The sequence below is a fragment of the Bradyrhizobium lablabi genome (genome assembly GCF_018129385.1).
GTDB lineage: Bacteria > Pseudomonadota > Alphaproteobacteria > Rhizobiales > Xanthobacteraceae > Bradyrhizobium > Bradyrhizobium lablabi_C.
Window position 1 is genome coordinate 39,040 of sequence record NZ_JAFCLN010000008.1, and the last position, 19,652, is coordinate 58,691.

Consider the following 19,652-nt stretch of genomic DNA (forward strand, 5'->3'; position numbering starts at 1 on the left):
GCGTGCCAAAAGATGGGCCGCGGCGTATGGGTCCCTGCTTTCGCAGGGACGACCACCGCTTACTGTCCCGCCACCAGCCCGAGCGCGTCCGCCATCACGCGAAACACTTCGGTATTGTCCATCGAGCCCTTGACGCGTTCGCTGCCGGGGCCGGTCGCGGTGAGGATGACGTCTTCACCGGAATGCACACTGGCGCCCATCATCGCCGGCAGATTGCCGGGCCGCAGCACGGCGCCGGGGACGTCCTTGAATTTCTCGTTCGGCTTGAACGTTCCGGAATCGTCCGCCTTCACGGTCGGTTCATTCGGATTGTCGAGTTTCGGGCGGAAGGTCTCGTAGTGGTCGGGCAGGCTGGCCGAGAAAATCGCGATACGGCGGCTGACGTCGACGCGCGAGGGATAGCCCTCGGCATCGGGCGCGGGGTAGTTGGGGAAGCCGGCCTTCTCGTAGACGCCGACACGCTCGCGCATGGGCACGTTCGGCGTCGTGCTCATGTCGTCGTTGACGGTGCCGACCAGGCCGTTGGGATGGTTGTGGTCGGACACGACGAGGATCAGCGTATCGTCGCCGCGCTTGGCCGCCCAGTCGCGGGCAAGGCGCACCGCGTTGTCGAGCATGATGGTGTCGTAGACCGCACGCTCCATGTCGAGGGCATGGGCGTATTTGTCGATCAATCCCGATTCCACCATCAGGAAGAAGCCCGCTTCGTTCCTCGACAACACGTTCAAGGCGGCCTGCACCTGTTCGGTCAGGTCAGGCTGATCGGGAAATTTCTTGACGCCGCCGCCCTTGAGGAACTTGCGGTCGAGCACGCCATCCATGTTTCCGGTGGCGAACAGGCCGAGCAACTGCCGCGTGCCGGGTTTTGCCGAAAGCGCATTGAGTTCGCCCGCGGTGGTCGCGACCGGATAGCCGGCCTCGCGGAAGCGGGCGATGTAATCGGTTTCATCCTTGCGCTTCGATCCCGGGGCGCCCTTCGGCAGGAAGTTCGCGCTGCCGCCGCCCAGCAACACGTCAGGCCTTGCCGCAAAATACTGCTCGACGATCTCGTCATAGGCGGCGCGGCGGCGCGTGTGCGCCACCATCGCGGCGGGTGTGGCGTCCTCGATTTCGGTGTTGCTGACGACGCCAATCGCCATGTTGAGTTTGCGCTTTGCAAGGCTCGTGATGGTCTCGACGCGGGGATCGTCGAACGGGTCTTTGGTGCGGTCGGCATAGACGCCCATCGCGTTGACGGCGCTCTTGTGGCCGGTGGCATAGGCGCTGGCCGAGTTGGCGGAGTCAGTGATGATCGAATCCGAGCCCGCGGTCGCCACCAGCGCCATATGCGGCATGTCATCCATCGCGAGCTTGCCGCGGCTCTTGCCCTCCGCGATGCCCTTGGAAAGCAGCCGCGCTGCTACGCGATGGGAGAGCGACATGCCGTCGCCGATGAACAGGATGACGTTCTTCGCCTTGCGCGGGCCGGTGTCGTAGACGTTCCATGCCACCTTGCGGCTGCGCGTGCCGTCACTGGCCTCGACCACGACCGCCCCCGGCGCGCTCAGCGTGACGTCGCGCAGCGTCAAGGCCGATTGATCCTTGCCCTCCTCGCGCTCGACAAACGTTCCCGCCCGGCCGAATGCGCTCGCATAGTCCTGGCCATTGACCGTCACCTTCATGTTCGCCGGGTCGACCTTCTCGGAAAATTCGACCTTGAAGTCGAACTTTGCGCTCGACAGGATTTCGGCGCGGTCGATCGGGTAGACGGTCTGGGCGAAAGCGGATGAAGCCGGGAACAGAATTGCGATGGACAGTGCAGCGGCAAGTCGAGTCATTGATCGGGCTCCGCGTCAGGCAGGCGTGGCGATGGTCGTCGCAAAATTTGCAGAAAGCAAACCTATCCGCCCCGGATGACGTCCCGGTAACGCGCCCGGAGCCGTAGGTGGGTTAGCGAAAGCGTAACCCACCGTTATGGTTGCCGCGGAGGAATGGTGGGTTACGCTACGCTAACCCACCCTACGAGCCTTCGGGTCAATCCTTGTCGTTTTCCAGCTTGAGGATGTCGGAGCCCTCGCCCATCGACAGCAAGCCGGTCTCCGCATAGAGGCTCAATTTCGCGCGGGTGTCCGATATGTCGAGGTTGCGCATGGTGAGCTGGCCGATGCGGTCCGCCGGCGTGAACGCGGCGTCCTCCACCTTTTCCATGCTCAGCCGCTCGGGCGCATAGGTCAGGTTCGGGCTCTCGGTATTGAGGAGCGAGTAGTCGTTGCCGCGGCGCAATTCCAGCGTCACCTCGCCGGTGACGGCGCGCGCCACCCAGCGCTGGGCGGTCTCGCGCAGCATCAGCGCCTGCGAATCGAACCACCGCCCCTGATAGAGCAGCCGGCCAAGCTTCATGCCGTTGATGCGGTATTGCTCGATGGTGTCCTCGTTGTGAATGCCGGTGACGAGGCGCTCATAGGCGATGTGCAGCAGCGCCATGCCGGGCGCTTCATAGATGCCGCGGCTCTTGGCCTCGATGATCCGGTTCTCGATCTGATCGCTCATGCCGAGACCGTGGCGGCCGCCGATGGCGTTGGCTTCGAGAAACAGCGCGACCGGATCGTCAAAATCCTGGCCGTTCAGCGCGACGGGCTGGCCTTCCTCGAAACGCACGGTGACCTCTTCGAACTTCACCTTGCAGTCGTCGCGCCAGAACGGCACCCCCATGATGGGATTGACGATCCTGATGCCGCTGCTCAACTGCTCGAGATCCTTTGCCTCGTGCGTCGCGCCCAGCAGATTGCTGTCGGTCGAATACGCCTTTTCGGCGCTCATCTTGTAGGCAAAGCCATGGGCGGTCATGAAGGCCGACATTTCGGCGCGCCCGCCAAGCTCGTCGATGAACTGCTGGTCGAGCCACGGCTTGTAGATCCGCAGGTTCGGATTCGTCAGCAGACCGTAGCGATAGAACCGCTCGATATCGTTGCCCTTGTAGGTGGAGCCGTCGCCCCAGATGTTGACGCCGTCCTCCTTCATGGCTGCGACCAGCATCGTGCCGGTCACCGCGCGGCCGAGCGGCGTGGTGTTGAAATAGGTGAGGCCGCCGGTCGAGACGTGGAATGCGCCGGCCTGGATCGCGGCAATGCCCTCGTGCACCAACTGGGTGCGGCAATCCACCAGCCGGGCCTTTTCGGCGCCGAACTCCATCGCCTTGCGCGGGATCGCGTCGTAGTCGCTCTCGTCAGGCTGGCCGAGATTGGCGGTGTAGGCAAAAACCTTCGCGCCCTTCTGCTTCATCCACAGCAGTGCTGCGCTGGTGTCGAGGCCGCCCGAGAAGGCGATACCGACTTTGTCGCCCTTGGGCAGGCTCTTGAGGATCGTACTCATCAAACTTCCAATCGGTCGAAATGGCTGATTTCGTGTTGCTTGAGGGCGCAAATAGCAGCCGCGGGCACGGGCGGACTATAGGCGGAAGGGTCGCTCGCGCAAGCCGTCGAACGCCTTCAGTCGTCCGGATGGTGCCCGATGATCCGGTCCACGAAGGTGGACTTGCGCGAGCTTGCGAAGCGCCGCCGCCACAGATAGCCCGGCCAGGCAAACCTCGTCAGCGCGGCGTCGATGCCTTCGTCGGACAGCCGGGTGGACGGCCAGCGGTAGATGTAGCCGTAGGCGATCCAGATCACCAGGAACGTCACCAGCCCGGCGGCTGCAACGTCCGTGAAGAAGTGACCGCCGAACGCCATTCTCAGCCCGCTCGTCAGCACCCCGAACACGGTCGCCGCCGCATAGGCGAGCGGCCGCCATGGCGGCGGCGCCAGCGCGGCCGGAGCGTAGGTCCAGAACGCGGTGGCGCCCTCGCCGGAGAAGAAGGAGCAGTTGCGTCCGCAGGTGCCGCGCGGATCCCACCACGGCACAAATGCCTGCTGTCCATTGAACTCCGTCACCACCACCGGGCGCGGCCGGCCCCAATAGCTCTTGAAGCCGAGATTGGTGAGCACGCCCGCCGACAGAATCATCGTCACCAGCAGGAAGACGATCGTGCGCCCCTTCACCAGCAGCGGCTTGTTCGGCCAGATCATCTTGACCACGAGGGCGACGATCGACGGCAGCACAAATCCCCACGCGATCCACATCGCGGCATCGCGGAAAAAGCCCGCGACCGCGTTGACCTTCAGCGGAAAGGTCTTGTTCGCGGCATCGTAAAACAACGCCGCCAGCTTCAGATCGAGTTCGGGCCAGACTCCGAACAGCAGTCCGACGAAAAGCGACAGGCCGAGTGCGATGAAAAGTCCGGTTCGATTCATGGCGCGCGGTTTAGCCGAGGGAAGCGGGGATGGAAAGGCTGCGAAATGCCTCGCCTTTGTTTGAGCATGACCTTTTCGGAAAACCGGTGCCCACTTTTCCGGGTCATGCTCTACAGCGAGGGCGGCCGCAGGTTCGACGGCACGGGCGGCGGCTTGCGCGGGCGCGGCGGCGTGCGCCATGCGCCGGCGTTGCGGCCGGCAATTAACCAATAAATCAAACCGGCGACGATGCCCGCCCCGGTCATGATTTCGAGGTGCCGCCGCACGATGCCGTCGAAATGCATGGTCTGCGGATCGAACGGGATCAGGCCGAGATAGCAGGCGAGCCCGACGAGGCCGCCGCCGACCGCATAGGCCAGGATGCCCCTGATGTAAAATGCCTCGGTGATCAACACCACGATCAGCGCCGGCAGCAGCGCAAAGCCGGAGATGAAGATGAAGCCGAAGCCGAGCACGACGTTCAGGGCACTGGGATCAATAGGCCCGGTGCCGAGATCGGTGAACTCCGGGAACAGCACCGCGCCGACCACGATCATGCCTGCGGCAATGCATGCGAACAGGAAGGCGAACAGGATGACGAAGAGGCGGCCGATCAGGGCCATGGTGCTGGGCTCGCTTTTGCCATCATTGCGAGCGGAGCGCAGCAATCCACCTCACCGCTCGGGGATGGATGGATTGCTTCGCTTCGCTCGCAATGACGGTGAGAGTGAGGCACCGCTTCATAAACACTCAATCCGTCATCGCCATCGCGCGCAGCGCCTGCCGCTCGCGGGCCGACAGTTTTTCGGTCTCCGATTTCAACTGGCCGCAGGCGGCAAGGATGTCGCGGCCGCGCGGGGTGCGCACCGGCGAGGAATAGCCGGCGTTGAAGATGTATTCGGAGAATTTTTCGATCTGGTCCCAGTCCGAGCATTCGTACGCCGTGCCCGGCCACGGATTGAACGGAATGAGATTGATCTTTGCCGGAATGCCCTTGAGCAGCTTTATCAGCAGCTTTGCATCGTCGAGCGAATCGTTGACGCCCTTGAGCATCACGTATTCGAAGGTGATGCGGCGCGCGTTCGACGCGCCGGGATAGTCGCGGCAGGCTTGCAAGAGTTCGGCGATCGGGTATTTCCGGTTCAGCGGCACCAGCTCGTTGCGCAGCTCGTCGCGCACCGCATGCAGCGAGATCGCCAGCATGACGCCGATCTCTTCGCCGGTACGCATGATGTTCGGCACCACGCCCGAGGTCGACAGCGTGATGCGGCGGCGGGAGATACCGATGCCTTCATTGTCGGCGACGATCAGGAGCGCATCGCGCACCGCGTCGAAATTGTAGAGCGGCTCGCCCATGCCCATCATCACGATGTTGGTGACGAGGCGGCTGCCGTTCTCGCGATCGGCCCAATCATTCAGACGATCGCGCGCCACCATCACCTGGCCGACGATCTCGCCGGCGGTGAGGTTGCGCACGAGACGCTGGGTGCCGGTGTGGCAGAACGAACAGTTGAGCGTGCAGCCGACCTGCGAGGAGACGCAGAGCGTGCCGCGGTCGGTCTCGGGAATGTAGACGCACTCGACCTCATGCGCCTTCTGGAACTGGTCGCCGCTCGGCAGCCGCAACAGCCATTTGCGCGTGCCGTCGTTGGAGATCTGCTCGGCCACCACTTCGGGACGGTCGACGGTGAAATGATTCTCCAGCTCGGCGCGCATCTCCTTCGAGACGTTGGTCATCTCGGCAAAGGTCCTGGCACCGCGAAAATACATCCAGTGCCAGAGCTGCTGCGTGCGCATCTTGCGCTGCGCGGGCGCGACACCGATCTCGCCGAGGCGGTCGGAAATCTCCGCGCGCGACAGCCCGATCAGCGACGGCTTGGCCGGCGGCACGTAGGTCTCGAGCGGCACTTTCTCCAATGGCGCGCCTGCGCCGGAGGGAGCCTCGGCCGGGGTGGTCGTCATGTCGGTCATGGAGCATCAAATAGGCCTTCCAGCCTGCACTGGAAAGGCAAGAAATGGGTCAGTTTGGGGCTATTTCTTATTTGAGCATGATCTCCGCGCAAACGCTCCGCGTTTGTCGCAGGGAAAACCGGTGTCCACTTTGCGCTGACGCGGCCCTTCGGGTCCGGATCATGCTCTAGCGCCGGCAGTCCTGCGCCAACCGGTCAAGCGCCTGCGACAGGCCTTTCAGTGAAAACGTATCGGTCGTCTCGGTGCCCTTGGCGGAGATGCCCTTGACCGTGACATCGGCCGCCTTGCGCATGGCTTCCACCATCCGTTCTTCCTCGGCGGCGTTCTTGATCCAGAGCCCGTCGCCCTGGGTGTACATCGCATAGGATGCGCCGCCGACCTCGAGGCTGGATTCCGAGCCCGGCTTGAGCGTGTAGCCGATCATGATCGAGACTTCGTTCACGACCTTTTCGGACGGCCGGGTCGAGACGAAGGCATAGGCCGGATCGCGCGGCCGGTTCGGCGGATTGGTCTTCGACGAGGACGGCTTGGCCAGCGCAAAGCACACCTTCTTGCCGTTCGGCGTCGCCGTGTAGGCGCCCCAGGTGCCGTACTGGCCGATCAGCGTCGGCTCGGCGCCGCCCACCGCGGCCGGAGCCGCAGGCGCATTCTTGGCCGCACCCTTTGCGTCTTTCGCATCTTTCTTGGCCGCAGGCTGCTGCGCCTGCGCGAGACCCAGAGTCCCGCAGAAAAACGCTCCCGCAATCAGAGATGAAAGAATCTGCCGCACCATGATCCGGTTGGTTCCCCCATCATTGTGACTGGAAGATGGCCCCGTTCCCTGTCACGCCAGATGGATAACCGGGAAACGCTTTTTTGGAAAGGCAGTTAGGATGCCTGCCGCGGTGCCGGCGGCTTGACGTCACAGCGCGGCCTCCGCCTTTGGGTCTCAGCTTTTGGCGCGCGCGGCGCGCTGCTTCTCCCACTGCGCCTCGGTCCATTGCAGGAGGTCCTCGGCGCCGGAACTGCGCAGGTGCGCACCGCCGTCCTGCACCACCATCTCGCCATTGATATAGCCGGCCTGATCCGAAATCAGGAAGCTCGCGAGATTGGCCAGCTCGCTGTGCTCGCCTACCCGGCCGAGCGGATTGCGGGACGACCAATTGTCGTCGCGCCCCGCGGGCCGGAGCTGGCCGGTGGCGCCGGGAGTCGGGAACGCGCCGGGCGCGATCGCGACGGTGCGGATGCCCTTCGGTCCCCACTCCACCGCCAGACTCCTGGTCATCGCCAGCACCGCCGATTTCGCCATCGCCGAGGGCACGGTGAAGGCGCGGCCGGTGATGGTCGAGGTCGAGAGGATGCTGAGCACCACGCCCCGGTGCTTGCGCTCGATCCAGCGCTTGCCCGCAGCTAACGTGCAATACATCGTGCCGTGCAGCGTGGGGCTGAGGATCGCATCCGCGGCGCGGAACGACAGATGCTCGGTCTGCGCGATGAAGGTTGCGGCCGCATTGTTGACCAGCACATCGATCGGCGCGTTACGAAAGATCGCGTCCATCATGGCATCGACCGCGGCGCCGTCGCGGATGTCGCATCTGACGGTCGCAACCTTGCCGCCGAGATCGCTGCGCATTTTTTCCGCGGTCACTTCCAACAGTTCGAGCCGGCGGCCGCAGATGATCAGCTCGGCGCCGAGCTCGACAAAGCGGCGGCCCATTGCCGCGCCAAGCCCGGAGCCGCCGCCGGTGACCAGGATGCGTTTACCCGCTAGCAGGCCTTTTTCGAACATTGTCCCATTCCTCCCGGCGTATTGTCGCCCACGCCCAAATCCGGCAAAAGCGTTCGACCCTCTTTCTGCGTCCGAAAATCAGGTGTGTCCATGAAAGCCATTCTCTGCTCGCAATATTGCCAGCCCGACGATCTCGTGCTGGCCGACATTCCCGATCCGGTCGCGGGTCCCGGCGAAGCCGTGATCGCAATCAAGGCGGCGGCGCTGAATTTTTTCGACATCCTGATGATCCAGGGCAAGTACCAGATCAAGCCACCGTTCCCGTTCTCGCCGGCCGCGGAAGTCGCCGGCATCATCGAGAGTGTCGGCGAAGGCGTGACCAACGTGAAGGTCGGCGACCGCGTGGTGGCCTCCTGCGGCCATAACGGCGCGCGCGAGAAGATCGCGCTGCCGGCGGCTTCCATCGTGAATATCCCCGACAATCTGGATTTCGACCGCGCCGCCGGCATCATCATCATCTACGGCACCGCGCTGCATGCGCTGGAAGACCGCGCCAGCCCCAAGCCCGGCGAGACGCTCGCGGTGCTGGGCGCGGCCGGCGGCACCGGCCTCGCTGCCTGCGAGCTCGGCAAGCTGCTGGGCCTGAAGGTGATCGCCTGCGCCTCATCGGACGAGAAGCTCGAATTCGCCAAGGCGCATGGCGCGGAATTGACGCTGAACTATGCGAAGGAGGATTTGAAGGAAGGTCTTCGCAAGCTCACCGGCGGCAAGGGCGTCGACATCATCTTCGATCCTGTCGGCGGCAGCTATGCGGAAGCAGCGCTGCGCGCGATCGCCTGGGAAGGACGTTTCCTCGTGATCGGATTTGCCGCCGGCGACATTCCAAAGATGCCGCTCAATCTGGCGCTGCTGAAAGGCTGCGACATCAGAGGCGTGTTCTGGGGCGCATGGACGCGGCTCAACCCGGAGAAGAACAGGGCCAATCTCGAAAAGCTCGTGAAGTGGACGGCCGAAGGCAAGATCTCATCGCATGTCGATCGTACCTTCCCGCTTGCGCAAACGGCCGACGCACTGAAGGTGCTCGCCGGACGAAAGGCGATGGGCAAGGTGATATTACATCCTTAAGGTTAATGCGCGGCGCGTCATCATTCCGGCGATGTCGGGTGACGCGCACGCGCGTTCCGGCTATTTATTGCAGTGCTTTCATGGCACTTGCCGGCTAACCGACTCATTTCACAAATCTTTTAAACAAGCGTCTTTGCCTCAATCAAAACAAAATATCTCCTGATTCGCGCCGAAACGCGTCGTTTTTTCATCCCATTCGCCATGCGATTTAAGGGCGAGTAAACGGGTTCCTGGCCGTCAGCAAAAAGCAAGAAACACGATGCCGGGGCAGCCCATGTTGCGTTGGGTAATGGGGAAGCATCGTCATGGTGGAGAGCACAAGGCAGGTCCAATCGAGAGATCCGTTCGATCGGTTTAACGAGGCCATCAACGATCCACGGTTGTATGAAACTTACGAGCGAGCCGATCTGCGGACCAACCTCGCTCCCTATGAACGGAACGAGCACAATCAGCTGGCAACGGTCGAGCAGGAACCGGTGCCGCTCTTTCTCTCCGACTATGACGATCGGCGCTACGAGGAAGGCCCCGACTATGCCTTCGGCAAGCAAAAGCCGCCGCTGCGCAGCGGCTTGCGCATGTCGCGCATCGTCGCCGGCGTGGTTGCGCTGGCCGCTGCCGCCGGCGGCGCCGCATTGTTCTCCATGGATTCAGTCAATAACGCCGTCGTCAACACCAAGGCTTCGCTGGCCGGCGTCGCGCCCGTTTCCATTGCGGTGACGCCGCCCGAAGCCGCGCAGCAGCCGCGCGTGGCCGCGGTCTCGCCGGTGACGCCCGCCGAGCCTGCGGCGGCAGCCGCGGCGCCCGCGCCCGAAGTGCAGGTAGCGCGCCGCTCGCAGCCCGGCGCGAGCACATCGGCCTCCCCGAGCCGCGAGGAGATCACCGCGGCCTATCAAAGCGCGGTCAAGAACCGGGTCGTGGCGCTCGAGCCGGCGGTGCGCGAGGCTCCGGCCGCGCCGCCCGCCCCCGCCGTTCCGGCGGCCCGCCGCATCGATGCGGATGAACTTGCCCTGCTCCTGAAGCGGGCGAAGGGCCTGCTTGCGATCGGCGACATCACCTCCGCCCGCCTGCTGCTCGAGCGTGCCGCCGATGCGCAGGAAGTGGAAGCCGCGATGATGCTGGCAGGCACCTACGATCCGCAGGTGCTCGGCACTCAGGACCAACGCAGCATCACGCCCGACCCGGCGATGGCACGCGCCTGGTACCAAAAGGCGGCGCAACTCGGTTCGGCCGACGCCAAACGACGTCTCAGCCAGCTTCAATAGACCTCACGCAACAACGCATCACAAACGACGCATCACACGTTACGACCAGACATCACCAAAGAACCAGCGCAGGGGACAACATGCGACGTCTGATTGGATTGGCAGTTCTTGCCATGGCGATGGCTTGCGGCCTGACGGCCCGCGCCGCCGATGAAACCGAACTCGATCCGGCCAAGGTGAGCGACAGCCTCAAGGCCATTTTTCAGTTTGGGTCCACTTCCACAAAACAGGCACTGAACGCGAACACGGTGACGCTGATCTCGGGGACGATCGGCGGCACCTATGTTCAGTTCGGCGCTGACCTCGCTTCCGTGCTCGACGATGGCAACAAGTTGCGCGTACTGCCCATCGTCGGGCGCGGTTCCGTCCAGAGCGTGGCCGACATCCTGTTCCTCCAGGGTGTCGACCTCGGCATCGTCCGCGCCGACACGCTCGACTATCTCGAGCGCAAGGGCTTTGCGAAGGACATCAAGAAGCAGTTCACCTATGTGACCAAGCTCTACAACGAAGAGATGCACGTCATCGCTTCGAAGTCGGTCCGCAGCCTGCGCGACCTCGACGGCAAGACCGTCAGCGTCGACCTGCCCAATGGCGGCACCTTCGTCACCGCGCTGACCGTGTTCGAGCGGCTCGGCATGAAGCCGAAGGTCGTCTACATCGAGCAGCGCATCGCCATGGAGAAGATGAAAGCCGGCCAGATCGACGCCGTCATCGTCGCCGGCGGCAAGCCGTACCGCTCCGTCAGCAACTTCAAGGACGACCGGTTCCATCTGGTGAACGTTGCCTACGAGAAGCCGCTCCAGAAGGACTATTTGCCCGCAACCCTTTCGTCGAAGGACTATCCGAACCTGATTGCGGAAGGCGAGAAGGTCGACACCATCGCGGTGCCGGCGGTGCTCGCGGCCTATAACTGGGCGCCCAACACCGACCGCTATCGCAAGCTGTCGCAGTTCGTGGATGCGTTCTTCACGAAATTCCCGACGTTCCAGAATCCGCCGTTCCATCCGAAGTGGAAGGAAGTTTCGCTGTCGGCGCCGCTACAGGACTGGATCCGCCTGCCTGCCGCCGAGCAGTGGCTGAAGAACAACAACATCGAGGCCGTGACGCGCGCCCGGTTCGACGAATTCCTGAAGCAGAGCCCGACCACGGCTGCCAAGGTGCAGAACGACGGCGACCGCGAAGCCCTGTTCAGGCAATTCCAGGCCTGGGAAGCGGATCGCAACGCGCGGGCGCAGGCGCCGGCACAGCCCAAGCCGCAGCGCTGAACCACATCGCCGGCCAAAGCAAAAATGTCCGCTTCAACCGAAGCGGACATTTTCATTTCTGCCTTTATCCGTCGTCCCTGCGAACGCAGGGACCCATACCGCGTTGTGCCCTCGGTTGAAGCGAGGGCGCAGACGCCATCGCAAAATAACAAAGGCCGCGGCGTATGGGTCCCGGCTCAAGGCCGGGACGACGGCTGTGTTTGAGGCGCGAGCGCTGGCCTAATAATTCGTCGACGTCAGTTCGTTCGGGATGCCGTCGATCGGGCATTCGTCGGTGCCGGCCGTTGAGCGGGTCATGGCTTCAACCATTTCGCGCGTCCCTTCGGGATCGGCGATCCACTTCGAATAGAAATCGTAAGGACAGGCCGCAACGCCCTTCGGGCTCTCGCCGGAATTGATCTTGCCGGTGTAGCCGCGATGCAGCAGCTTGTAGAGGTGGTTCTGCGACTGGCCATGCTTACGGAAGTCGCGGATCATGTGCTTTGACAGCGCCGCGTACTGGATGCCGTTCTCCTCCTCGCCGGTCTCGCCCAGCGTGCGGCCGTCGAACCCGATGATGGCGGAATGGCCGAAATAGGAATAGACGCCGTCGAAACCGGCGGCATTGGCGACCGCGACATAGACGTTGTTGGCCCAGGCCATCGCCTTGGAGATCAAGACCTGCTGTTCCTTGGCGGGATACATGTAGCCCTGGCAGCGCACGATCAGCTCGGCGCCCTTCATGGCGCAGTCGCGCCAGATTTCCGGATAGTTGCCGTCGTCGCAGATAATCAGGCTGATCTTGAGGCCCTTCGGGCCCTCGGAAACGTACGTGCAATTGCCGGGATACCAGCCTTCGATCGGCACCCATGGCATGATCTTGCGATATTTCTGCACGATCTCGCCCTTGTCGTTCATCAGGATCAGCGTGTTGTAGGGCGCCTTGTTCGGATGATCCTCGTGGCGTTCGCCGGTCAGCGAGAACACGCCCCAGACCTTTGCCTTGCGGCAGGCTTCCGCGAAGATCGCCGTCTCTTCGCCCGGAACGACCGAGGCGGTCTCGTACATCTCCTTGGAGTCGTACATGATCCCTTGCGTGGAATATTCCGGGAAGATCACGAGATCCATGCCGGGCAAGCCGGCCTTCATCCCGATGATCATCTCCGCGATGTTGCGCGCGTTGGCAAGCACCTCGGCCTTGGTGTGCAGGCGCGGCATCTTGTAATTGACGACGGCCACGCCGACCGCGTCGTTGCTCGAGGAAATGTCACCGTGAAGCATTGGGTCGTCTCCTGTTGTCTTGGTTGCCTTAGTGGCTGATCATCCAGGGGCGCGCGGTCGGAAAACCTTTCGCGCCGCCTTTTGTCTTCGTCATCAAGCGCGCCGGCTTCCTGGCTGTGCCGGAGCAGCAGCCGCAGCCCGGGCCGTGCGAGGCCTTGTACTGATCGAGCGTTTTTGGCGCGTGGCTGCTTTGCTCGTTGGTGGCGTGGGCCTTGCGCTTGTCCGACGGCATGCAGAAGAAATTCGGCGCGGTCAGGATGACGCGCGGCGAGGACTCTTCACATTGCGGACAGTCTTGCGGCAGGTCGCATTCCGCCATCGGCCGCAGGTCGGTGAACGGACCGCAATCGTTGCAGAGATATTCGTAGACGGGCATCGTTTCCTCACGCGAGTGATAGTGAGCAGCGGTGGATGCGGGGCGGCAGATACGCACCGTCCCGCATCCTTCGCGCAGGGATCACTTGTCCGGCGAGAGCGGCATCTGGATGTCGCCCTTGATATGTTTGATGGGTCCGGCCGCCGACGGCATGATGTCGAAGTCAAAGATCTCCGTCGGCAGCCACAGCGTGGCGCAGGCATTGGGCACGTCGACGACACCGGAGATGTGGCCCTGGCACGGCGCAGTGCCGAGGATCGAATAAGCCTGCGCGCCGGAATAGCCGAACTTCTTGAGATATTCGATCGCGTTCAGGCAGGCCTGGCGGTAGGCAATGTGGACGTCGAGATAGTGCTGCTTGCCCTCCTCGTCGACCGAGATGCCCTCGAATATCAAATAGTCCTTGTAGTTCGGCGTGATCGGCGACGGCTTGAACACGGGATTCTTGATGCCGTATTTGGCAACGCCGTCCTTGATGACGTCGACCTTGAGATGCAGCCAGCCCGCCATCTCGATGGCGCCGCAGAAGGTGATCTCGCCGTCGCCCTGGCTGAAATGCAGGTCGCCCATCGAGAGCCCGCCGCCCGGCACGTAGACCGGGAAGTAGATTTTCGATCCGCGCGACAGATCCTTGATGTCGCAATTGCCGCCGTGCTCGCGCGGCGGCACGGTGCGCGCACCTTCAGCGCCGATCTTGGCCTTGATATCGCCCTTGGCCTGGCCGGCATGCGCGGTCGGCGCGAAGGGCGGATTGGCAAGGCCCGGCACGCGCGTCGGGTTGGTCGCAATCAGCGCGGTCTCGCGCTCATTCCATTTGGACAGCAGCTTTGGATCGGGCAGACAGCCGATCAGGCCGGGATGGATCAGGCCGGCAAAGCTGACACCGGGCACATGGCGCGAGGACGTGTAGAGGCCGTGAATGTCCCAGATCGACTTTTGCGCCAGCGGGAAATGATCGGTGAGGAAGCCGCCGCCGTTCTTCTTGGAGAAGAAGCCGTTGAAGCCCCACAGGCTCTCCTTCAGCGGGCCGACGTCGAGCAGATCCACCACGAGCAAGTCGCCGGGCTCGGCGCCCTTGACGCCGATCGGGCCGGACAGGAAATGCACGATCGACAGATCGATGTCGCGCACGTCGTCGGCGGAATCGTTGTTCTTGATGAAGCCGCCGGTCCAGTCATAGGTCTCGATGATGAAGTCATCGCCCGGCTTGACCCAGGCCACGATCGGAACGTCCGGATGCCAGCGGTTATGGATCATGTCGTTATCATAGGCCGATTTGCTGAGATCGACCTTGATCAGTGTCTCTGGCATCAGAAGCTCCCCTTTTTACCAGCTACGTTACGTTTCACTTCCCCGGACTCCTAAACCGACAGGTATTTCGATATCTGTGCGGCATCGACGCCGTCGCGTGGATCGTCGCGAACGATCTCGCCGTTCTCGATCACGAGCACGCGGTCGGCGACGTCGAGCGCAAAACTCAGCACCTGTTCGGAAACGACGATGGACAGGCCGCGCTCGTCGCGGATGCGCTTGAGCGTGCGCGCCATGTCCTTGATGATGGATGGCTGGATGCCTTCGGTCGGCTCATCCAGCAGCAGCACCTTCGGCTTGGTGGCGAGCGCGCGTGCAATCGCGAGCTGCTGTTGCTGGCCGCCGGAAAGATTGCCGCCGCGGCGATTCTTCATTTCAAGAAGCACCGGGAACAGTTCATAGATGCTGCCGGGTACCTCGGATTCACCGTTCACGACCAGCCCGGTCTCGATGTTCTCCTTCACCGTCATGGTGGAGAAGATCATGCGGCCCTGCGGCACGTAAGCGAGCCCTTTGGCGACGCGCTGAAAGCTCTGCATCGCACTGAGCTCGGCGCCGTCCATTTTCACCGAGCCGCTCTTGGTGGGCAGAATGCCCATCAGCGATTTCATCAGCGTGGTCTTGCCCATGCCGTTGCGGCCCATGATGGCCACGATCTCGTTGGGTGCGACGGACACGTTGAGGCCGTGCAGCACTTCGCTCTGGCCGTAGGCAACATGAAGATCGGAAATAGCAAGCATGGTGGCTCCCCTCAGTGCCCCAGATAGACTTCGATCACCTTCGGATCGTTTTTCACCTTCTCCATCGTCCCTTCGGAGAGGATCTGGCCCTGGTGCAGCACGGTGACCTTATGGGCGATGTCCTCGACGAATTTCATGTCGTGCTCGATCACCAGCACCGAGCGGTCCTTGATGATGCGGTTGAGCAGTTCGGCGGTCTTGGCGCGCTCGCTCACGCTCATGCCCGCGACCGGCTCGTCGAGCATCAGCAGGTCCGGGTCCTGGATCAGCAGCATGCCGATCTCCAGCCATTGCTTCTGGCCGTGGCTGAGCTGATCGGCATAGGTGTGAAGGCGATCTTTCAGGAAAATCATCTCTGCGACTTCTTCCACCCGCGCCTTCACGGCGGCGTCACGCTGGAACGTGAGCGAACCGAACACCGTGCGACCGCGCGGAAAGGAGATTTCGAGATTCTCGAACACGGTGAGGTCCTCGAACACCGACGGCGTCTGGAATTTGCGGCCGACGCCGGTCTGGACGATCTCGTTCTCCTTCAGCTTGGTCAGCTCCTTGCCGCGGAACTGGATCGAGCCTGATGTCGCTTTCGTCTTGCCGCAGATCAGGTCGAGCACGGTGGTCTTGCCGGCGCCGTTCGGGCCGATAATGACGCGGATCTCGTTCTCCTCGACGTAGAAGGAGAGATTGTTGACTGCCTTGAAGCCGTCAAAAGACACCGTGAGCGCTTCGACCGCGAGCAGGAATTCCTTGGGCTGGTGTCCGATTAACATGACCTGTCTCCTTACTCCGCGGGAGCGCCGGCGGCGACGGAACTATCCGCCCCATTGCTCATCTTCGATTTGCGCGATGCCAGCAGGCGGTCGATGCGCGGCTGCACATAGTCAGCCCACAGTCCGGACAGCCCGTTCGGGAAGGCGAGCACGACAGCGATGAACAGCGCGCCGAGGCCGAACAGCCAGAGCTGCGGGAAGGATTCCGACAGGCTGGTCTTGGCAAAATTCACCAGCATCGCCCCCCACACCGCGCCGAAGATCGACATCCGTCCGCCGACCGCGGTGTAGATCACCATCTCGATCGATGGCACGATTCCGACAAAGGACGGCGACATGAAACCGACATTGAGCGCGAACATGGCGCCGCCGATCGCGGCGAACACCGCGGCCATGCAGAAGGCAAAGATCTTGAAGTTGGCGACGCTATAGCCGGAGAAGCGGACGCGGTCTTCCTGCTCGCGCATCGCCACCAGGATGCGGCCGAGTTTGGTCAGGCGGATGAACTGCGCCAGGAGGATGCAGCCGAACAGCAGGAATACTTCAAAGAAGTAGAGAATGACCTTGGCGTGGTCGGGACGGATGTCCCATCCCTTCAGCGTGCGCAGGTCGGTCATGCCGTTGATGCCGCCGGTATAGCCCTGCTGCCCGACGATCAGGATGGTCAGAATGGCCGCGACGGCTTGCGTGATGATTGCAAAGTAGGTGCCGCCGACGCGCCGCTTGAACATCGCGGTGCCGATGATGAGGGCGAACAGGCCGGGCACCAGGATGATGAGGAGGATGGTCAAGGTGAGACTGTGGAACGGCTGCCAGAAGAACGGCAGCGCCGTGATCTGATTCCAGTCCATGAAGTCAGGGATGCCCGGCGTCGACTGGATCTTGGTGTTCTCGACACTGGAGGCCTCGAGCTTGAGGAACATCGCCATGCAGTAGCCGCCGAGGCCGAAGAACACGCCCTGCCCCAGGCTCAGAATGCCGCCATAGCCCCAACACAGCACGAGGCCGATCGCGACGAAGGCGTAGGTGAGATATTTTGCGACGAGGTTGAGGCGGAACACATCCAGCGACAGCGGCAGGATCACGAACAGCAGCGCAGCCAGCGCGATGAAGCCAATGAGCTCGGATCGATTGAAGAAGCGCGAGTTGATGATCATGACTGTGCCTGTTCTTGTTATTTGCGGACCTTGAGGGCGAACAGACCCTGCGGACGCAGCATCAGGATTCCGACGACCGCAAGCAGCGTCAGCACCTTGGCCATCGAGCCCGACATGAAGAACTCGAGCGTCGACTGGGTCTGCGAGATCGAGAAGGCAGAGGCGATGGTGCCGAGCAGGCTGGCGGCGCCGCCGAACACGACCACAAGGAAGGTATCGACGATGTAGAGCTGGCCGGAGGTCGGCCCGGTCGAGCCGATCATGGTGAAGGCGCTACCGGCAACACCGGCGATGCCGCAGCCGAGACCGAAGGTGTAGCGATCGACCTTCTCGGTATTGATGCCGACGGCGCCGGCCATGATGCGGTTCTGCACGACGGCGCGGACCTGGCGGCCCCAGCGCGACAGATAGAGGACGTAGGCAACGACGACGGTGATCAGCACCGTCAGGCACATCACGAACACGCCGTTGATCGGAACTTCGATAGTGTCGGTGACCTTGAGCGAACCCAGCATCCACTGCGGCAACTCGACGCCGACTTCGCGCGCGCCGAAGATCGAGCGATAGGCCTGTTGCAGGATAAGGCTGAGGCCCCAGGTTGCAAGCAACGTATCGAGCGGGCGTTTATAGAGGTGGCGGATCAGCCCCCATTCGACCAGCATGCCGAGCGCACCGGAAGCGAGGAAGGCGAGCACCATCGCCAGAAAGAAGTAGCCGGGAAACAACGACGGCAGATATTCCTGGAACGCGTTCGACGTCAGCCAGGTGACGTAGGCGCCGAGGATCATGAACTCGCCATGGGCCATGTTGATGACGCCCATCTGGCCGAAGATGATCGCAAGTCCCAGCGCCATCAGCACGTAGACGGAGAACAGGATCAGGCCCGCAAAGCCCTGCATCACGAAGATCGAGCCGAGATCGCCAATCGAATAGTCGCCGAACATCAATGTTTCTCCGCCGGGAGGAAATCCCCGCGTCGCGTGCCGGAACGCGACGCGGGGCCGTCAAGCGTGGATTGACGGTCCACGCCAGGGAGCTGTGTTGTTGGAGAAGACGCGAGAGACGTCGCGCTTACTGGTAGCCCTTCGGGAACGGATCGGGCTGGACCAGATCGGCGGTCTCGAACACCAGCTCGAACTGACCGTCCAGCTTTGCCCTTCCGACGCGCGTCTTCGACCAGAGGTGATGGTTCTCGTGGATCCGGACGTAACCCTCCGGTGCACCCTTGAACTCGATGCCGGGCGAGGCCGCCGCCACCTTGTCGACGTCGAAGGAGCCCGCTTTCTCGACGGTCGCCTTCCAAAGCCACGGGCCAAGATAGGCAGCCTGGGTGACGTCACCGATCACGGTCTTGTCGCCCCACATCTTCTTGAACGCGGCAACGAACTTCTCGTTGTTGTCGTTCTTGAGCGACTGGAAGTACTTCATGCAGGCATAGGCGCCGGCGATGTTCTCGCCGCCGATGCCGTCGATCTCGTCTTCGGTGACCGAGATGGTCAGCAGCGCCTGTTTCGACAGGTCGATGCCGGCCGCCTTGAGCTGCTTGTAGAAGGCGACGTTGGAGCCGCCGACGACGTCGGTGAAGATCACGTCGGGCTTGGTCAGCTTGATCTTGTTGATCACCGAGTTGAACTGGGTGCTGCCCAGCGGGAAGTATTCCTCGCCGACGACCTTCAGCTTCAGGAAGTTTTCGATGTGCTTGCGCGCGATCTTGTTGGAGGTACGCGGCCAGATGTAGTCGGAGCCGATGAAGTAGAACGACTTGGCATTCTTCTCCTTGGTGATCCAGTCGATGCCGGCAAGGATCTGCTGGGTCGCTTCCTGGCCGGTGTAGATCACGTTCTTGGACTGCTCGAGGCCTTCGTAGAAGGTCGGGTAATAGAGCATGCCGTTGTACTGCTCCATCACTGGCAGCACCGCCTTGCGCGAGGCCGAGGTCCAGCAGCCCATGATCGAGGCCACCTTGTCGTTGACGAGGAGTTTCTTGGCCTTCTCGGCAAACGTCGGCCAATCGCTGGCGCCGTCTTCCTGGATCACCTTGATCTTGCGGCCAAGCACGCCGCCCATGGCGTTGATCTGCTCGATGGCGAGCTTTTCGGCCTGGATCGATCCGGTTTCGGAAATTGCCATGGTGCCGGTCGCCGAGTGCAGGATGCCGACCGTGACTTCAGTGTCGGTGACGGCAAGGCCCGTCGTATTGACCGCCGATGTCGCCGGTCCGGCGCCAAAGGCCACGCGCGGCAATAGCGCCATCGCAGGTAGAGCGGCCGCTCCCATGAGCAGCTTACGGCGAAAAGGAGACTGTAAACCCCGTTTGTTCTCGTCTGACATGAGCACCCCATTTTTTGGTTCGTGGACACGCTTGGTCAGGTGAGGTTGGCCCGGATTGTGCAGCGCACAGATACGCAAGATCGCGTATATTGCACCGCAAAATAGCGACGTAGGTTAGTGGCGTAGTCCGGG

The 19,652-nt window shown here is 62.5% G+C and carries 18 protein-coding genes; 3 read left to right on the plus strand and 15 right to left on the minus strand.

The features are described from left to right. Positions 1–59: 59 nt before the first annotated feature. The 7 genes from JQ628_RS17125 to JQ628_RS17155 all read right to left on the minus strand — a co-directional run bounded on the left by JQ628_RS17125 (position 60) and on the right by JQ628_RS17155 (position 7,986). A complete protein-coding gene (locus JQ628_RS17125; protein WP_212223962.1) occupies positions 60–1,817 on the minus strand; it encodes an alkaline phosphatase in 1,758 nt (585 codons plus the stop codon). Between the two features lie 196 nt (positions 1,818–2,013). Beyond that, entirely contained in the window at positions 2,014–3,351 is a 1,338-nt protein-coding gene (gene argG / locus JQ628_RS17130; RefSeq protein ID WP_212223964.1) for an argininosuccinate synthase, read from the minus strand. Between the two features lie 116 nt (positions 3,352–3,467). After that, positions 3,468–4,268, minus strand: coding sequence for a phosphatase PAP2 family protein (locus tag JQ628_RS17135; protein ID WP_212223966.1), 801 nt, complete (start codon positions 4,266–4,268; stop codon positions 3,468–3,470). A gap of 110 nt (positions 4,269–4,378) precedes the next feature. Further along, positions 4,379–4,870 carry a hypothetical protein gene (locus JQ628_RS17140; protein WP_212223968.1) on the minus strand — a complete coding sequence of 164 codons (492 nt, stop codon included), beginning with the start codon at positions 4,868–4,870 and terminating at the stop codon, positions 4,379–4,381. Positions 4,871–4,997: 127 nt separating this feature from the next. Next, on the minus strand, positions 4,998–6,209 hold the full coding sequence (gene rlmN, locus JQ628_RS17145) for a 23S rRNA (adenine(2503)-C(2))-methyltransferase RlmN (protein ID WP_212224225.1): 1,212 nt from the start codon (positions 6,207–6,209) through the stop codon (positions 4,998–5,000). A gap of 175 nt (positions 6,210–6,384) precedes the next feature. Continuing rightward, on the minus strand, positions 6,385–6,990 hold the full coding sequence (locus JQ628_RS17150) for an invasion associated locus B family protein (RefSeq protein ID WP_212223970.1): 606 nt from the start codon (positions 6,988–6,990) through the stop codon (positions 6,385–6,387). Between the two features lie 156 nt (positions 6,991–7,146). Beyond that, on the minus strand, positions 7,147–7,986 hold the full coding sequence (locus JQ628_RS17155) for an SDR family oxidoreductase (protein ID WP_212223972.1): 840 nt from the start codon (positions 7,984–7,986) through the stop codon (positions 7,147–7,149). 90 nt (positions 7,987–8,076) lie between these two features. Here JQ628_RS17155 and JQ628_RS17160 point away from each other — a divergent pair, with 90 nt between their 5' ends. The 3 genes from JQ628_RS17160 (at position 8,077) to JQ628_RS17170 (ending at position 11,578) form a co-directional block, all read left to right on the plus strand. Further along, positions 8,077–9,051: an NADPH:quinone oxidoreductase family protein gene (locus tag JQ628_RS17160; RefSeq protein WP_212223974.1), complete on the plus strand. Its 975-nt coding sequence runs from the start codon at positions 8,077–8,079 to the stop codon at positions 9,049–9,051. Between the two features lie 305 nt (positions 9,052–9,356). Further along, entirely contained in the window at positions 9,357–10,313 is a 957-nt protein-coding gene (locus JQ628_RS17165) for a sel1 repeat family protein (protein WP_212223975.1), read from the plus strand. Between the two features lie 80 nt (positions 10,314–10,393). Further along, positions 10,394–11,578 (plus strand): TAXI family TRAP transporter solute-binding subunit, encoded by a 1,185-nt coding sequence (locus tag JQ628_RS17170; RefSeq protein ID WP_212223976.1) that lies wholly within the window; start codon positions 10,394–10,396, stop codon positions 11,576–11,578. Between the two features lie 219 nt (positions 11,579–11,797). Here JQ628_RS17170 and JQ628_RS17175 read toward each other — a convergent pair whose 3' ends face one another. The 8 genes from JQ628_RS17175 to urtA all read right to left on the minus strand — a co-directional run bounded on the left by JQ628_RS17175 (position 11,798) and on the right by urtA (position 19,520). Further along, the gene (locus JQ628_RS17175; RefSeq protein WP_212223977.1) at positions 11,798–12,838 is read right to left on the minus strand and encodes an aliphatic amidase; all 1,041 of its coding nucleotides are present in this window, start codon (positions 12,836–12,838) and stop codon (positions 11,798–11,800) included. 28 nt (positions 12,839–12,866) lie between these two features. Beyond that, positions 12,867–13,214, minus strand: coding sequence for an FmdB family zinc ribbon protein (locus tag JQ628_RS17180; RefSeq protein WP_212223978.1), 348 nt, complete (start codon positions 13,212–13,214; stop codon positions 12,867–12,869). Positions 13,215–13,295: 81 nt separating this feature from the next. After that, complete coding sequence (fmdA, locus tag JQ628_RS17185; protein ID WP_212223979.1) at positions 13,296–14,525, minus strand: formamidase; 1,230 nt, start codon at positions 14,523–14,525, stop codon at positions 13,296–13,298. A 50-nt stretch (positions 14,526–14,575) separates the two neighbouring features. After that, positions 14,576–15,265 carry an urea ABC transporter ATP-binding subunit UrtE gene (urtE, locus tag JQ628_RS17190; protein WP_212223980.1) on the minus strand — a complete coding sequence of 230 codons (690 nt, stop codon included), beginning with the start codon at positions 15,263–15,265 and terminating at the stop codon, positions 14,576–14,578. Positions 15,266–15,276: 11 nt separating this feature from the next. Then, positions 15,277–16,032, minus strand: coding sequence for an urea ABC transporter ATP-binding protein UrtD (urtD, locus tag JQ628_RS17195; RefSeq protein WP_212223982.1), 756 nt, complete (start codon positions 16,030–16,032; stop codon positions 15,277–15,279). Positions 16,033–16,043: 11 nt separating this feature from the next. Beyond that, entirely contained in the window at positions 16,044–17,189 is a 1,146-nt protein-coding gene (urtC, locus tag JQ628_RS17200; RefSeq protein ID WP_249128020.1) for an urea ABC transporter permease subunit UrtC, read from the minus strand. Between the two features lie 17 nt (positions 17,190–17,206). After that, positions 17,207–18,133, minus strand: coding sequence for an urea ABC transporter permease subunit UrtB (gene urtB / locus JQ628_RS17205; protein WP_212223984.1), 927 nt, complete (start codon positions 18,131–18,133; stop codon positions 17,207–17,209). Positions 18,134–18,260: 127 nt separating this feature from the next. Then, complete coding sequence (gene urtA / locus JQ628_RS17210; protein WP_212223986.1) at positions 18,261–19,520, minus strand: urea ABC transporter substrate-binding protein; 1,260 nt, start codon at positions 19,518–19,520, stop codon at positions 18,261–18,263. Between the last annotated feature and the right edge of the window lie 132 nt (positions 19,521–19,652).

Excerpts from the sequence above, each read along its gene's own strand:
- JQ628_RS17125 (WP_212223962.1), bottom strand. The coding sequence starts at position 1,817 with ATGACTCGACTTGCCGCTGCACTGTCCATCGCAATTCTGTTCCCGGCT.
- argG (WP_212223964.1), bottom strand. The coding sequence starts at position 3,351 with ATGAGTACGATCCTCAAGAGCCTGCCCAAGGGCGACAAAGTCGGTATC.
- JQ628_RS17135 (WP_212223966.1), bottom strand. The coding sequence starts at position 4,268 with ATGAATCGAACCGGACTTTTCATCGCACTCGGCCTGTCGCTTTTCGTC.
- JQ628_RS17140 (WP_212223968.1), bottom strand. The coding sequence starts at position 4,870 with ATGGCCCTGATCGGCCGCCTCTTCGTCATCCTGTTCGCCTTCCTGTTC.
- rlmN (WP_212224225.1), bottom strand. The coding sequence starts at position 6,209 with ATGACGACCACCCCGGCCGAGGCTCCCTCCGGCGCAGGCGCGCCATTG.
- JQ628_RS17150 (WP_212223970.1), bottom strand. The coding sequence starts at position 6,990 with ATGGTGCGGCAGATTCTTTCATCTCTGATTGCGGGAGCGTTTTTCTGC.
- JQ628_RS17155 (WP_212223972.1), bottom strand. The coding sequence starts at position 7,986 with ATGTTCGAAAAAGGCCTGCTAGCGGGTAAACGCATCCTGGTCACCGGC.
- JQ628_RS17160 (WP_212223974.1), top strand. The coding sequence starts at position 8,077 with ATGAAAGCCATTCTCTGCTCGCAATATTGCCAGCCCGACGATCTCGTG.
- JQ628_RS17165 (WP_212223975.1), top strand. The coding sequence starts at position 9,357 with ATGGTGGAGAGCACAAGGCAGGTCCAATCGAGAGATCCGTTCGATCGG.
- JQ628_RS17170 (WP_212223976.1), top strand. The coding sequence starts at position 10,394 with ATGCGACGTCTGATTGGATTGGCAGTTCTTGCCATGGCGATGGCTTGC.
- JQ628_RS17175 (WP_212223977.1), bottom strand. The coding sequence starts at position 12,838 with ATGCTTCACGGTGACATTTCCTCGAGCAACGACGCGGTCGGCGTGGCC.
- JQ628_RS17180 (WP_212223978.1), bottom strand. The coding sequence starts at position 13,214 with ATGCCCGTCTACGAATATCTCTGCAACGATTGCGGTCCGTTCACCGAC.
- fmdA (WP_212223979.1), bottom strand. The coding sequence starts at position 14,525 with ATGCCAGAGACACTGATCAAGGTCGATCTCAGCAAATCGGCCTATGAT.
- urtE (WP_212223980.1), bottom strand. The coding sequence starts at position 15,265 with ATGCTTGCTATTTCCGATCTTCATGTTGCCTACGGCCAGAGCGAAGTG.
- urtD (WP_212223982.1), bottom strand. The coding sequence starts at position 16,032 with ATGTTAATCGGACACCAGCCCAAGGAATTCCTGCTCGCGGTCGAAGCG.
- urtC (WP_249128020.1), bottom strand. The coding sequence starts at position 17,189 with ATGATCATCAACTCGCGCTTCTTCAATCGATCCGAGCTCATTGGCTTC.
- urtB (WP_212223984.1), bottom strand. The coding sequence starts at position 18,133 with ATGTTCGGCGACTATTCGATTGGCGATCTCGGCTCGATCTTCGTGATG.
- urtA (WP_212223986.1), bottom strand. The coding sequence starts at position 19,520 with ATGTCAGACGAGAACAAACGGGGTTTACAGTCTCCTTTTCGCCGTAAG.